Consider the following 14224-nt stretch of genomic DNA (forward strand, 5'->3'; position numbering starts at 1 on the left):
ACCCCGAAACGGGTATGAATAGTGTGCAGATGATGGAGATGATGAATGCAGAAATGGCTAGTGAATCGCCGTGACACCCAATGCCTGGCGAGTGGTGGCAAAGTCCCCGGCACGCCGGGACTCAAGTGGCTGCGCAATGCCCTCGCCAGTACGGCATTGTCCCTCGTGGCCGTGCTGAGCCCTCAGGTGGCGCTGGCCGACGCGCCGGCCCCCTGGCTGGTGGTCGGTGACTCCATCTCGGCCGGCTACGGCATCGACAGTCGCCAGGGCTGGGTCGCGCTGCTCGACGAGCGCCTCGAGGACAACCTGGGCAGCGATGCGCCTGAGGTCATCAATGCCAGCATCAGCGGCGATACCACCGAAGGCGGCCTCAATCGTCTACCGGCACTGCTCGAACGGCACGATCCTTCACTGGTGATGATCGAGCTGGGCGGCAACGACGGCCTGCGTGGCCTGCCTCCCGCCCGCATGCAGGCCAACCTGGCCAGCATGATCGAGGCCGTGGAGGACGCTGACGCCCAGCCCGTGCTGCTGGGCATCGAGATTCCGCCCAATTACGGCCCGGCCTACACCGATGCCTTCCGCCAGGTCTACCGGGATCTGGCCGACGAATATTCCGTGCCGCTGGTGCCCTTCATCCTCGAAGGCATCGCCACGGCGCCGGCCAGCGAGAAGCTGATGCAGCAGGACCGCATTCATCCCACCGCCAAGGCGCAACCTCAGCTGCTCGACACCATCTGGCCGACACTCGCGCCACTGGCGCAACACGCGACATCAGCGGAGTGATCAATATCAGGCGCGGCGCATGTCACGACAGCTTGCATGCGCCTACCTTGCCGCGAGATGACAATCCGCGCCTGCCTGACCAGTGCCTGTCAGACAGGCCAGCGGGGCCATGAAGGCTTGCACCGCTGACGTCATCAGCCCTGAAACCACGTGCCGCTCGTCAGGGCCAGACCCCATCCTCACAGGGAGTACTGCCATGAGTAAATCCAACAACAGGAAGGCGGATGCCGGCAAGGCGCATTCGAAGGCAAGGGATGCCAAGGGCAAGGACGTCAAGAGCAAGGACGTCAAGAGCAAGAGGAGCAAGAATCACGCCACTGGCGATGCCCCGCGCATGACGCTGGGGCCGGTCTCCAGTGACGCCTACCCCTACGACGAGCGCCTCAAGCGCAAGGTCTATGAGGCCGAGAAGCGCGCGCTGCAGATCGAGCTGCTCAAGGTGCAGCATTGGCTGCGTGACAGTGGCGAACGTCTGGCCATCGTGTTCGAGGGGCGTGACGCCGCCGGCAAGGGCGGCACCATCAAGCGCTTCATGGAGTATCTCAATCCGCGTTTCGCGCGCATCGTCGCCCTCGACAAGCCCAACGAGACGGAAAAGGGTCAGTGGTATTTCCAGCGCTACGTCTCGCGCTTTCCCACCAGTGGGGAAATCGTGCTGTTCGATCGCAGCTGGTACAACCGCGCAGGAGTCGAGGCGGTGATGGGCTTCGCCACCCCGGAGGAAGTCGAACGCTTTCTGGATCAGGTGCCTCAACAGGAGCGCTTATGGGTCGAGGATGGCCTGCATCTGATCAAGCTGTACTTCTCGGTATCCCGAGAAGAGCAATCGATCCGCTTCGCCAAGCGCGCCGCCGACCCGTTGACCCACTGGAAGCTGTCACCGATGGACGCCGTGGCGCAGAAGAAATGGGATGAGTACACCAATGCCGCCGAGGCGATGTTCGCGCGCACGCACAGCGATCATGCCCCCTGGACGCTGATCCGCTCCGACGACAAGCGTCGGGCCCGTATCGGCGCGCTGCGCCATGTGCTCAGCCAGCTCGACTACCCCGGCAAGGACAAGAAGATGATCGGCACCCCGGACCCGCTGATCGTGGTGGATGCCGATCGCCTCATCCTGCCCGACGACTGACGATCAAGTGGCGGGCTGTGTGCCGACGGCGCGGCTCGCTCAGGTCGACCGTGACAGCTCTGCCGGCGCCTTCTGCAGCTGCTGCAGGCCCAGTCCGGCCAGAATCAGCACCAGCCCCGCCAGCGTCGAGGTCAGAATCGGCTCGCCGACGATGAAGTGCAGAAGCGTCAATGAAATGGGCGGCGACAGGAAGATCAGATTGGAGACCTTGGCGGTGCGCGACACCTTGTGCACCGCCAGCTGCCAGAGCACGAAGGCGATGCCCATCTCGCACAGGCCGACATAGATGCCCGCCATCAGCGCCTGGGGGTTGGCGCCTGCGCCGATGAAGTTGCCAAAGCCCGGCCCGACGGCCACCAGCAGCGTCAGCACCGGCAAGGCGATGCTGAAGTTCTGCCACTGGGCGACCAGAGGCGCGCGCGGGTCACGCGCATTGAGCAACCAGTAGAGCGCCCACAGCAGGGTCGAGCCCAGCGCCAGCCCGACGCCCAGCGGGTCGGCGAAGGCGACATCGAATATCTCGCCACGCGTGGCGATGGTCCACACGCCGGCGTAGGCGATCAGCCCCGCCGCGACGTCGATGCGCGTCAGGCGCTGTGCGAGGATCGGCACGGCAAGAAAGGCCATCGCCAATGCCCAGGTGTAGTTGAGCGCCATCGCCTCCTGGCCCGGCAGTCGCGCATAGGCGCCGAACAACACCAGATAGTAGCCGACCGGATTCATCAGTCCGGCCCAGAGTGCCGTGCGCCAACCGCCCCGCCAGCCGGTGGTGAGCGCTTCGCGCAGCTTGCCCTGACGCCACATCAGCACGCCGATCAACAGCCACGACACCAGTGCCGCCAGCCATACCAGCTCCAGCGGCGACATCTGCGCAAGCGCCAGCTTGAAGGCGGTCGCCACCGTCGACCACAAGGCCACGGCACCCAGACCGTAGAGCATGGCTTCCCTATCCTGACTCATGGCATCCTTCCTCGCATTTCGGGTATCGCCTTCCTGGCGATCAAGGTCATGGCGATCAAGGTCATGGCGATGACACCGATACTGCCCACGGCCTGACATTCGAGCATCGCGTGCCCTGCCCGCTGCTGCAAGCCGCGCCACCAAAAAGGAATTTGTGAATGACTGATGCCACCGATCCGCAAGCCTCGCCGTCAGCCGCGCCGCCCGCGGCAGATGCCCCGACCACGGCACTGGTCAGCGCCTATCGCCTGGATGGCAAGGGCGGCGCCAGACTGCTCGATGACGATAGCCTGCGCGAGCAGTGGCAGGACCCCGAAGCGCTGATCTGGATGCACCTCGATTACACCCGCGGCGACGTCAATGACTACCTGGACGACCTTGCCCAGCTGGATGAGCCGAGCATCGAGGCCCTGACCGAGCCGGACACCCGTCCGCGTGTGGCGCGCTTCGGCGGCGGCATGGTCACCACGCTGCGCGGCATCAACCTCAATCCCGGCGCCGCGCCGGAAGACCTGCTGTCACTGCGCCTGTGGATGAGCCCGACCCGCCTGATCACCCTGCGCCGCCGCCCATTCCAGTCGATCACTCAGGTGCGTGAGCAGCTCGAAGCCGGTCAGGGCGCGGAAAGCATCTCCTGGCTGCTGGCGATGATCAGCGATGCGCTGGTCGATCGCGTGGCGGAGCTCAGCCATCGCCTCGATGAACAGCTCGCCATCATCGAGGAAGACCAGCTCAATGATGTCGAGATCGACCCCGATGACATTACCCGCCTGCGTCGCCCCCTGATCACCCTGCGACGCTTCATGGGGCCGCAGCGCGACTGTCTGGCGCAACTCTCCCAGGGGCCATTGTGGATCGATGAGCAGGCGCGTCTGGACCTGCGCGAGATCGCCAACCAGCTGTCGCGCTACGTGGAGGATTTCCAGGCCATGCAGGAGCGTGCGCTGATCATCCATGAACAGCGCATGAGCGAGCACAACGAGCAGCTCAACCAGCGCATGTATCTGCTGTCGGTCATCACCGCCGTCTTCCTGCCGCTGGGCTTTCTCACCGGCCTGCTGGGTGTCAACGTCGGCGGTATACCGGGCAGCGACAGCCAGTGGGGCTTCGCTGCCTTCGTTGGCCTCACGCTGGGCGTGGTGGCGATGCAGATGTGGCTGCTCAAGCGCAAGAAATGGTGGTGAGCACACTCATGGCACAGGTGGGTTGATTACGAGCCCTGCTTACGAGCCCTGCTCACGACTGGCGCGGTCGATATGGCCCAGATCGCGCTCAGGGTCGAGCACATCACGCACGCGCTGCTTGAGATCACGACTGTCGGGGAAGCCGCCGTCGCGCTTGCGCTCCCACAGGACCAGCCACTCCGACTGCGGAGTGGCCTGGCACAGCACCTCGAAATGGCCGCCGTGACTTGGTGCCAAGGCCACTTCACCAAGGTCTTCCCCGAAGGTGGACAGCAGTTCCTGTGCATACCAGGCCGCTCGCAACAGCCAGTTGCAGCCGGTGCAGTAGTGAATCCGGACTTTCAGCGTGGACGCCTGATCCATGGTGGTGCCTACTCCAATCAATGATGTAATGATCACTTCACTGCACTGGCGCGCAATGGTCAACACCAGAAACCTACACACAAACTATACATAAACTATACTCGACGCAGTCATTCCTTCAGTTGACGTCGCATTGCGATCGATCCTTCTTCAACCGGCAGTCCGGACGTGATCTGCATCACGACTTCCCGTACACGACGCCGATAGCGGAGCCCTGGTCACATGTCACCCCTTTCTCCCTCCCCCGAGGCCTCCTCACCGTCAGGCGCTCAAGAGCGCGAGACTGAGCGGGAGTCTGCAGAAAAAGCCCACGAGAGGCCGTCGGGCAGCGGTCAGAGTCGCTTCTTCGAGCGCATGACCGGCGATGAAGATTCGCGCATGTGCAAGGACATCTCCGAGGACGCCTGTCACCAGCAACCCGGCAATTTCTGGCGTCACCTGCTGGCCTCGCTGGGCACCAAGCTGGCCGACGAGATGGCCAGTGCGCGGCTGGTGCTGCCGTGGCTGCTGGGGTTGATCGGGGCGCCGGTGTGGATGGTGGGGCTGCTGGTACCGATTCGCGAGGCGGGCGCCCTGCTGCCTCAACTGCTGGTAGCAGGTTTCATTCGCCCACTGCCACAACGCAAGTGGGTGTGGGTCGCCGGAGCCTCCATCCAGGCACTCATGGCGCTGGGGCTGGTGATGATCACCCTGCTTGCCGAGGGTAACTTCGCCGCGCGCCACGGACTCGATGGCACCCTCGCGGGCAGCCTGGTACTGATCCTGCTGGTCCTGCTGTCCCTCGGACGCGGGGTGGCCTCCATCGCCACCAAGGACGTGCTGGGCAAGACCATCGCCAAGCAGCGCCGCGGGCGCCTGATGGGCTGGAGTGGCAGTGTGGCGGGGGCGATGACCCTGCTGGCCGGTGTCGCCCTGATGCTGCTGGGCGAGCAGCCCGGGCAGCAGGTACTGGCGATACTGATGGCCATCGCGGCGCTGGGCTGGACACTCAATGCCCTGTGCGCCGCCATGATCCGCGAGGACAGCGGCGCCACCAGCGGCGGCGCCAATGCCTGGGAGACGGTGCGCGATGGGGTCATTCAGCTCAAGCATGACGCCGCCTTCCGCAACTTCAATCTGGCACGTGCCCTGCTGCTCTCGAGCGCGCTGGCACTTCCCTACATCGCCCTGCTCGGCCAGCAGCAGAGCGGTGAGAGCCTGGGTGGGCTGGGCGTACTGGTGGTGGTATCAGGACTGGCCGGCATGCTGGCCAGCCCCATCTGGGGCAGGTTGGCTGACACCTCCAGCCGCCGCGTGATGCGCAATGCAGGGGCCGGCGCCGCCGTCTGCTGCGCCCTGGCCGGCAGCATGGCCTGGTGGCCGCAAGCGCTGGCCGACAACATCTGGAGCTACGCGCTGGTCTACGGACTGCTGGTGATCGCCCACGCCGGTATCCGCCTGGGGCGCAAGACCTACGTGGTCGATCTCGCCACCTCTGACAATCGTGCCCTCTACGTCGCACTTTCCAACACCCTGACCGGCGTGCTGATGCTGGTGCTGGGGTTGTTGATCGGCGGGCTTGCCCAGTGGCTGGGCAGTGAATGGTTGCTGATGATTCTGGCAGTCGTCGCGGCCTGTGCCGCACTTTGCGCGCAGCGCCTGCCGGAGGTGGAGGACGGCTGAACATGACGGGGCGGCATGATGGCTCCCCTTTACCCCCCTTCCTTCCCTTGTTCATCTGATCGATTCTTGCGCTGACAGGGCCTGACAACGATGTCAGGCCCTGTCACATTAGCGGCTGCGATTGCATAAGCCGCGTCTCCCCGCCATAGTGAAACCGATCATGGTGCTGGAATGTCCGGGCACACGGACAGGCACCCTATACCCGTACTCTCGGGCTCGGTCTTCAGGGCCGGGTTCTTAAGCCGCAAGGATCAGAGTCAGATGAAAAGACCCCACATGATCAGCCCCGAGCTGCTCGAGAGAGTCGTGAATGCCTCGGACGATGGCATCGTGGTGGCGGAACAGGAAGGCGATGAGAACATCCTGATCTACGTGAATCAGGGCTTCGAGCGCCTCACCGGTTACAGCGCCGACGAGATTCTCTACCGCGATTGCCGCTTCCTGCAGAATGATGATCGCGATCAGCCACAGCTGGACAACATTCGAGCCGCGCTGCGCGACAAGCGCCCATGCCGCGAGATACTGCGCAACTATCGCAAGGATGGCAGTCTGTTCTGGAATGAACTGTCCATGACACCGGTCTTCGATGAGCATGACAACCTGCAGTATTTCGTTGGCGTCCAGAAGGATGTCACCGGCCTGATGACCGCCAAGGAAGAGTTGGAGCGCCTGCGCGCGGAGCACCCCAGCGAGTCCAACTGACCGCCGGCGCTGAAAGCCGGACGCTGAAGACTGCTCAGTGAAGCACGGTCACGCAAGAGCGGTCACCGAAGATCAGGTGGTGCATACCACCGTCAACGACAACGCCCACCCCACTGGTGGGCGTTGTCGTTGTGCGCCTCTCGCCATTGGCAGTTGGCGAAGGCTCCGACGAGCTGAGCGAAAGGCTTGTCATCCTCGCCGACGGGCGGTATATAGCCAGAGAGCCTTCGGCGCATCGCCGCTGGCGGTGCCCGGTATCACAGCCCAGTCCAGGCGCTGGATATCGGGTAGGTCGTTTCAAGATCGTGAGGTCCGCCCATGGCCCGTGAACAATTCCTCGATGATATCGATGCCACGGCACTCGCCGAAGACAGCCCCACCGATGTGGACTTCGAGCTGTCGTCCTCCAGCGCACCTGCCAAGCCACAACGCAATGACTCCCGCCAACGTCTTGAAGCCCTGCTCGAGGAGCGCGCTCTGGCACGCTCCATCCGTGAAGGCTGGGACGATGAAGCCGACGACGATGATCTGATCGAGGCCAGTGACTGGGGCGAAGAGGAGTAAGCTTGCCACCAGCGACGTGCAGGGGCACGGAAGCCAGGGAGCAGACAGGTGATGGTAGGGGTCGACGCCAGGTCAGGGAATGTCATGCAGTGAGTCGCCTCGCTCGCCTGGCACAGGCTGCCCGGCTGGCCAAGCGTGACGCCGGGCACTATCATCTGCGCGTCATTCCATTCTCCAACCAAATTGGGATTCCATGGCGCAATACGTCTATACCATGAACCGGGTGGGCAAGGTCGTTCCCCCGAAGCGCGAGATTCTCAAGGACATCTCGCTGTCCTTCTTCCCGGGTGCCAAGATCGGTGTGCTCGGTCTCAACGGCTCGGGCAAGTCCTCGCTGCTGCGCATCATGGCCGGCGTCGACCAGGACTACAACGGCGAAGCACGTCCCATGCCGGGTCTGAATGTCGGCTACCTTCCCCAGGAGCCGGAACTGGATGATTCCAAGAACGTGCGCGAGTGCGTGGAAGAATCCCTGGCCCACATCAAGAACGCCCAGACCGAGCTTGATGAAGTCTATGCCGCCTACGCCGAGCCGGACGCCGATTTCGACGCCCTCGCCGCGCGCCAGGCCAAGCTGGAAGACCTGATCCAGGCCTCCGACGCCCACAACCTCGAGCGCAAGCTGGAAGTGGCCGCCGAAGCACTGCGCCTGCCGCCGTGGGATGCCAATGTCGGCGTGCTGTCCGGTGGTGAGCGCCGCCGTGTCGCACTGTGCCGTCTGCTGCTCTCGAGCCCGGACATGCTGCTGCTGGACGAGCCGACTAACCACCTGGACGCCGAATCCGTCGCCTGGCTGGAACGCTTCCTGCACGACTACGCTGGCACCGTGGTCGCCATCACCCACGACCGCTACTTCCTCGACAACGTCGCCGGCTGGATTCTCGAGCTGGACCGTGGCCAGGGCATCCCCTTCGAAGGCAACTATTCCTCGTGGCTCGAGCAGAAGGACGCTCGCCTGCAGCAGGAAGCCAAGCAGGAAGCCTCACGCAACAAGGCCATCCAGCAGGAGCTCGAGTGGGTTCGTCAGAATCCCAAGGGCCGCCAGGCCAAGAGCAAGGCGCGTCTCAACCGCTTCGAGGAAATGCAGTCCGGCGATTTCCAGAAGCGCAACGAGACCAACGAGATCTACATTCCGCCGGGACCGCGTCTGGGCGACAAGGTCATCGAACTGCACAACGTCACCAAGCGTTTCGACGACAAGCTGCTGTTCGATGATCTGTCCTTCACCATTCCCCAGGGCGCCATCGTCGGTATCGTCGGCGGCAACGGTGCGGGTAAATCCACGCTGTTCAAGCTGGTGACCGGCAAGGACACCCCGGACAGCGGCGAAGTGGTGCTGGGCGAGACCGTCAAGGTCGCCTACGTCGAGCAGCTGCGTGATGGCCTGGAAGACAATCAGACCGTCTGGGAAGCCGTCTCCGGCGGTCAGGACATGCTCAACATCAACGGCCATGAAGTCTCGTCGCGCGCCTATGTCGGTCGCTTCAACTTCAAGGGCACTGACCAGCAGAAGCGTCTGTCTGATCTGTCCGGTGGTGAGCGCGGGCGTCTGCAGCTGGCCCAGACCCTGAAGCAGGCTGCCAACGTGCTGCTGCTGGATGAGCCGTCCAACGACCTGGACATCGAGACCCTGCGTGCACTGGAAGAAGCCCTGCTGGCCTTTCCTGGCTGCGCGATGGTCATCTCGCACGACCGCTGGTTCCTGGATCGCATCGCGACCCACATCCTCGCCTATGAGGGTGATTCCAACGTGGTGTTCTTCGAAGGCAGCTATACCGAATATGAAGCGGACTATCACGCGCGTGTCGGCAACGATGCTCCCAAGCGCATGAAGTACAAGCGTATCGACGCCTGATGACCCGGCGGGATCCGCCACGCTGATCGACGCAAGCCTCTAGACGCCCTCACCGTTCACCCGGTGGGGGCGTCTTGCCGTCGGGCCCTACTGTTCGTTCCAGTATGTCCGCTCTGTCCGCCTTGTTCAGCGTCTTTCCTTCCCTCCTCACCACCACCCCCTCCTCCCAGCACGCCACCCTGACTTGCAGTGCTCGGCGCAAGCCGTCATAACAGGAGCTTGCCAATTCATCCATTCGGGAACCGTCTATGAATCGCTGGCTACAGCAACCCCTCATGTGGCTGCGAACCTGGACCACCAGCATCGCCTATCTCCCCAGCATGCTGGCCATGGTCTATACCCTGCTGGGACTGATCTCGGTGATGCCCTCCGGACTGCCGGATCCTTCCTCGCTGCCGTATAGCGACTTTTTCGAAGCACTGACCTTCAAGGAACATGACACACCGCGCACCCTGCTGGCGGCACTGGTCGGCGGCCTGATCTCGCTGATGGTCTTCAGTTTCACCATGGTGATGAGCGTGCTCACCCAGGCCGGCGCGCAGTTCTCCCACAAGCTTCTGCTGGGTCTGGTGACCGAGCGCCATCACCAGCTGGTACTCGGCCACTATCTGGGCAGCCTGCTGTTCCTGCTCGTCAACCTGATGGTGCCCAATACGGGCGACTCCCCGACTCTGTGGCGCTCGCTGGCGGTCTATCTGGGCGTGCTGATGATGGTCAACTGCCTGGGGATGTTCGTCTACTTCATCCATCAGGTATCGCAGTCGGTGCAGATCAACGCCGTCGCGCGACGCCTGTCCGGACGCACCCGCCACTCGCTGGAGCGCTTGCGTGAGCGCAATCGTGACGATGGCTTCTGCGAGCGCGAGGTCAGCCGTGACGACGACCAGTGCCAGCTACTGCGGGCACGCAGGCGTGGCTACATCCAGCAGGTCGATTTCTCGGCGCTGCGCCAGCTGGCCATCAAGCATGACATGGTGGTGCATCTGGATTTCGCGCTGGGCGCCTTCATCGTCAGCGGCATGCCCTTGATGCGCATCGAGTGGCCCAACGGCCTGCCAGAGGGCGCGACGGCGGGGGAAGAGCTCGACGAAGAGCAGCAGGCCGAGTTGATCAAGAATCTGCGTGCTGCGCTTGGCTATCTGGATGGAGAGTCCGTCGAGGACCTGCACGAGCACGGCCTGACCCAGCTGATGGAGGTCGCCATCAAGGCGCTGTCGCCCGGCATCAATGACCCCGGCACGGCACGTCTGTGCATGCACCAGCTGACCGAACTGCTCAGCGAGCGCATGTCGATACCGCTGTGCAACTGTTGCGTGGATGATCACAAGGCCGTTCGTGTCAGCTGGCAGATGGAGTCCTTCGCAAGCCTCCTCTACCGCTCCATCACGCCGATTCTGCATTATGGCCGTGATGACCTCTCGATCTGCCTGGCCCTGCTGGAGCTGTTGAAGACCCTGTCCCTGATGGGCGCACAACACGGTCACCTGGTGCTGCTGCAACAGCATGCCGACAAGGTGGTGGAGGCGATTCTCGCCCAGGCCGAATTCGAGGTGGATCGTCGCTTCATCGAACACGGTCTGCAGGCCGGTCACCATCGACTAAACCTGCCCAGCCCTCAGTGGTAGAAGGCCAGCGACAGAACGCACAACGCCCGCAGCGGTCGATACCGTCTGCGGGCGTTTGCATCGTGATGAAAGCCGTCCGTATCAGGGCTTGCGACGCCCCTTGAAGAACGACACCAGGAACAGCACCAGGAAGACGACGAACAGTACCTTGGCGATGGTGGCCGCAGTACCCGCGATACCGCCAAAGCCGAGTACAGCGGCAATCACGGCAACGATCAGAAAGATGATGGCATAGTTGAGCATGGCAATTCCTTATGTCATGGAGAACCTGTAGTGGCCGACGACAGCAGCGGCACAATGCCTGCCTCTGCATATGGCGTCTCATTCGACGCGCTCGCCCTTCGCTCATCAGGTGTGGCAGCTGGCGTGATTGCCGAAGGGCAGAGTCACGACAGACCGCTTGATCACCTTGTCCATGTGAAGATGGTAATCAATACAAGTAAAGTCAAGGCCATGTCTCGAATTGGTAAAAGATTTTCCAGCGCGGGTTGAAAGCCTCACACATCAGCCGCAGGTCCATTACAGGCACACGGCAGGTGGCATCCGGTTGGCCGCACGCATGCAGCTCGGACAAGTGGCGCTACTTGTCGGGTGCCACCTTATCTCCATCGAAAACGCCCCACCAGGAGCTTCCTGGCGGGGCGTTTTCGATAAAGACCCATGTATGCCGCCTGACGGCAGGGCTCGTCGGCTCACACATGGGCGCAAGTGACGTTTACAGCGCAGCGATCATTGCCTCGGCATAGGCGATGAGCTCCGACTCGCTCATCACCTCGACGCGGTTCAATCCACTGTTGAGACTCGCCGGCTGACCGTGACGAACCAGCAAGGTACGTGGATAGCCCGCACCACCGATACGCTCACTCAGCTGTGCATGAGCATCGCTGAGATAGACCCCGCGGGTCTGCTGCACGCAAAGGGTCACCAGTGGCAGACCGCCACGGGCAAGCGCCGCCTCGAAGGCAGGCAACGCCGGACGCTGACGCTCGGTGCAATCCGGGCACCATTCAGCGACCTGATTGAGCACGAAGGTATCGCCAGCGGCCAGCCGCGCTTCCACCTCGGCCAAGGTGACGTGAGAAGAGATGTCGTTGCTCATGGTTCACCTCAGTACAGGGACGGATCGGTTTTCTCGGGACGTGTCTTGAAGCGACGGTGCAGCCACAGATACTGCTCGGGATGCTTGCGGATCGCCCCTTCGATGAAGGCATTGATGCGTGTGGCATCGGCGACGTCATCACCGCTCGGGAAGTTGTCCAGCGCCGGCAGATACTCCAGCGTATAGGTACGATTGTCCGGATTGCGGTGGAACATCAAGGGCATCACCGGCGCGCCCGTCATGCGGGCGATCTTAGCCGTCAGCTTGATGGAGGCGGCATCAATGCCGAAGAACGGCGCGAACACACTGACATCACGGCCGAAGTCCTGATCCGGTGAATACCACACGCCATGGCCGCTCTTGATGCGACGTACCACGCCCCGCAGGTCGTGACGATCGATGGCGGTCCCGAAGATGCGATTGCGCGCACGCGTCATGAAGCGCTCGAACAGCGGGTTGTCGTGCGGGCGATAGACGACATCGGCCGGAAAGAACAGCGAGTGCAGTGCGCCGCCCAGATCCAGAGTCGAGAAGTGGATGCCCACGATGAGCGCCCCCTTGCCCTGGGCCATGGCGCGCTCCATGTGTTCCTGCCCCTTGAAGGTCACGCGATCACGCATATGCTCGGGATCACGACACCAGCCGGTGGCCGTCTCGAAGATACCGATGCCGTTGGCGTGGAAGGTCTTGCGTACCTGACGCGCGCGCTCCGCCTCGCTCCACTCGGGAAAGCACAGCTTGAGATTGGTGTCGGTGATGTGACGACGACGCTTGCCGAAGCGCCATGCCAGCTCACCAAGGCCACGCCCCAGCCACAACTTGGCGCACCAGGGCAGATAGGCCGAAGCCTTCATGGCACCGATGCCCAGCCAGGTCAGCCAGTAGCGGGGGTGTGCAAAACTCTCGGGATAGCTCTTCTTGGCCATGACTCTCTCGTTCGACGGGCAACGGCGGCCATTGTAGACCGCGCGAGCCTTGCCGTCAGGTCAGGCATGCGTATCCAGCGGCTGAGCACTGGCCAGATGCGCGCCCCCCTTGTCGTCCGCCACACTGCCAACGCCGCCATGGTAGTGTCTGGGCACGCGCGGCAGCAGCCCGGTCAGTAGTGTATAGCTGATGGTGTCACAGCTGGCGGCCACGCGATTGACCTCAAGCCCCTCGCCCCACAGCACCACCCGTGAGCCGACACCCGCCTCGGGCAGGTCCGTGACATCCACCGTCAGCATGTCCATCGACACCTTGCCGGCCAGCACCGTTTGCTGGCCATCCACCAGCACCGGCGTACCATCCACGGCGTGGCGATCATAGCCATCCCCATAGCCACAGGCGACGACACCGATACGCGTCGGACGCGTCGCCACGAAGCGGCCCGAGTACCCCACCGGCTCGCCGATGGCGATCTCACGCACGGCGATGATGGCCGAAGACAGCGTCATCACCGGCTTCAGGCGCCGGCTGGCGTCATTGGCACCTTCCAGCGGGTCTGCGCCGTAGAGCATGATTCCCGGGCGGTTCCAGGCAGCATGCGTCTCTGGCCAGGCAAGCGTCGCCGGTGAATTGGCCAGACACAGCGGCAGCTCTGTCCTGGCCGCCAAGGCTGTCACCGCCGCCATCTGCTGCTGGAAGTAGTCCGGTGTCAGGCTGTCAGCGCTGGCGAAGTGCGTCATCAGGTGCAGATCACGCGCCTTGCCACTCGCCTCGAGGCGCGCCTTGGCGCCCGGCACCTCCTCGGCCGTGAAGCCGAGACGATGCATCCCCGAGTCGAACTTGATCCAGCAGGACAGCGGCTGCGCAAGCTCACTCTGTTCGAGCGCCACCAACTGCCATTCGCTGTGGATGGCGCACCAGAAGTCATGCTCGGCCGCCAGGGCGTACTCCGCGGCCTCGAATACCCCCTCAAGCAGTACCACCGGATGAGAGATGCCACCCGCCCGCAGCGCCAGCGCCTCCTCTATCGTGGCTACCGCAAAGGCGGGCGCGAGGTCTGCCAGTGCCTGCGCGCACGCCACAGCGCCATGCCCGTAGGCATCCGCCTTGATCACGGCCAGGGCGCGCGAATGCGGCGCCAGCTCGCAGGCCAGCTGATAGTTGTGACGCAATGCATCGAGATCAATATCAGCGCGCAGTGGGCGGGACATGAGGGGACTCCAGGGTGATAGGTGAAGATGACAGACTGCAGAGCAAACCCCTCAATTATTTTCCATCATCGCCGCCAGGTCACGCTGCAAACCACCAAACTTTCCCCAAATCACCGACAGAAATAACTACCTGTTGGAATATATGCAGGACTTT

15 protein-coding genes are annotated in these 14224 nt (G+C 63.0%); 9 read left to right on the forward strand and 6 right to left on the reverse strand.

What is annotated here, in order from left to right; translation table 11 throughout:
* Window positions 1–45 precede the first annotated feature (45 nt).
* Window positions 46–786, forward strand: a complete 741-nt coding sequence (locus F8A90_RS13120; protein WP_200017420.1) for an arylesterase — start codon at window positions 46–48, stop codon at window positions 784–786.
* A gap of 196 nt (window positions 787–982) precedes the next feature.
* Window positions 983–1918, forward strand: a complete 936-nt coding sequence (gene ppk2, locus F8A90_RS13125) for a polyphosphate kinase 2 (RefSeq protein ID WP_233593323.1) — start codon at window positions 983–985, stop codon at window positions 1916–1918.
* A gap of 39 nt (window positions 1919–1957) precedes the next feature.
* On the opposite strand, the gene F8A90_RS13130 is transcribed toward ppk2, so the two are convergent.
* Entirely contained in the window at window positions 1958–2878 is a 921-nt protein-coding gene (locus tag F8A90_RS13130) for a DMT family transporter (RefSeq protein ID WP_166018828.1), read from the reverse strand.
* Between the two features lie 158 nt (window positions 2879–3036).
* Between F8A90_RS13130 and F8A90_RS13135 the strand changes: the two genes are divergently transcribed.
* A complete protein-coding gene (locus F8A90_RS13135) occupies window positions 3037–4062 on the forward strand; it encodes a zinc transporter ZntB (RefSeq protein ID WP_166018829.1) in 1026 nt (341 codons plus the stop codon).
* 39 nt (window positions 4063–4101) lie between these two features.
* Here F8A90_RS13135 and F8A90_RS13140 read toward each other — a convergent pair whose 3' ends face one another.
* Window positions 4102–4425, reverse strand: a complete 324-nt coding sequence (locus tag F8A90_RS13140; RefSeq protein WP_166018830.1) for a SelT/SelW/SelH family protein — start codon at window positions 4423–4425, stop codon at window positions 4102–4104.
* A 354-nt stretch (window positions 4426–4779) separates the two neighbouring features.
* On the opposite strand from F8A90_RS13140, the gene F8A90_RS13145 reads away from it, so the two are divergent.
* From F8A90_RS13145 to F8A90_RS13165, 5 genes are all read left to right on the forward strand, one after another.
* Window positions 4780–6087: an MFS transporter gene (locus F8A90_RS13145; RefSeq protein WP_233593655.1), complete on the forward strand. Its 1308-nt coding sequence runs from the start codon at window positions 4780–4782 to the stop codon at window positions 6085–6087.
* Between the two features lie 261 nt (window positions 6088–6348).
* Window positions 6349–6789: a PAS sensor domain-containing protein gene (locus F8A90_RS13150; protein WP_043331389.1), complete on the forward strand. Its 441-nt coding sequence runs from the start codon at window positions 6349–6351 to the stop codon at window positions 6787–6789.
* 318 nt (window positions 6790–7107) lie between these two features.
* Window positions 7108–7353, forward strand: a complete 246-nt coding sequence (locus tag F8A90_RS13155) for a PA3496 family putative envelope integrity protein (protein ID WP_166018832.1) — start codon at window positions 7108–7110, stop codon at window positions 7351–7353.
* Between the two features lie 193 nt (window positions 7354–7546).
* A complete protein-coding gene (ettA, locus tag F8A90_RS13160) occupies window positions 7547–9208 on the forward strand; it encodes an energy-dependent translational throttle protein EttA (RefSeq protein ID WP_166018833.1) in 1662 nt (553 codons plus the stop codon).
* Window positions 9209–9483: 275 nt separating this feature from the next.
* Window positions 9484–10833 (forward strand): DUF2254 domain-containing protein, encoded by a 1350-nt coding sequence (locus F8A90_RS13165; RefSeq protein ID WP_166018834.1) that lies wholly within the window; start codon window positions 9484–9486, stop codon window positions 10831–10833.
* An 81-nt stretch (window positions 10834–10914) separates the two neighbouring features.
* Here the strand turns inward: F8A90_RS13165 and F8A90_RS13170 are convergent, their stop codons facing one another.
* Window positions 10915–11076 (reverse strand): DUF1328 domain-containing protein, encoded by a 162-nt coding sequence (locus tag F8A90_RS13170; RefSeq protein WP_084208047.1) that lies wholly within the window; start codon window positions 11074–11076, stop codon window positions 10915–10917.
* 30 nt (window positions 11077–11106) lie between these two features.
* On the opposite strand from F8A90_RS13170, the gene F8A90_RS13175 reads away from it, so the two are divergent.
* Window positions 11107–11325: a hypothetical protein gene (locus F8A90_RS13175; protein ID WP_166018835.1), complete on the forward strand. Its 219-nt coding sequence runs from the start codon at window positions 11107–11109 to the stop codon at window positions 11323–11325.
* A gap of 223 nt (window positions 11326–11548) precedes the next feature.
* On the opposite strand, the gene F8A90_RS13180 is transcribed toward F8A90_RS13175, so the two are convergent.
* The 3 genes from F8A90_RS13180 to alr are packed head-to-tail and all read right to left on the reverse strand — an operon-like array spanning window position 11549 to window position 14070.
* Complete coding sequence (locus F8A90_RS13180; protein WP_200017422.1) at window positions 11549–11932, reverse strand: TlpA family protein disulfide reductase; 384 nt, start codon at window positions 11930–11932, stop codon at window positions 11549–11551.
* 8 nt (window positions 11933–11940) lie between these two features.
* Window positions 11941–12858 carry an LpxL/LpxP family Kdo(2)-lipid IV(A) lauroyl/palmitoleoyl acyltransferase gene (gene lpxL, locus F8A90_RS13185; protein WP_200017423.1) on the reverse strand — a complete coding sequence of 306 codons (918 nt, stop codon included), beginning with the start codon at window positions 12856–12858 and terminating at the stop codon, window positions 11941–11943.
* A gap of 60 nt (window positions 12859–12918) precedes the next feature.
* On the reverse strand, window positions 12919–14070 hold the full coding sequence (gene alr, locus F8A90_RS13190; RefSeq protein ID WP_200017424.1) for an alanine racemase: 1152 nt from the start codon (window positions 14068–14070) through the stop codon (window positions 12919–12921).
* Window positions 14071–14224: the final 154 nt, after the last annotated feature.

Source organism: Cobetia sp. cqz5-12 (genome assembly GCF_016495405.1).
Classification (GTDB): Bacteria; Pseudomonadota; Gammaproteobacteria; order Pseudomonadales; family Halomonadaceae; genus Cobetia.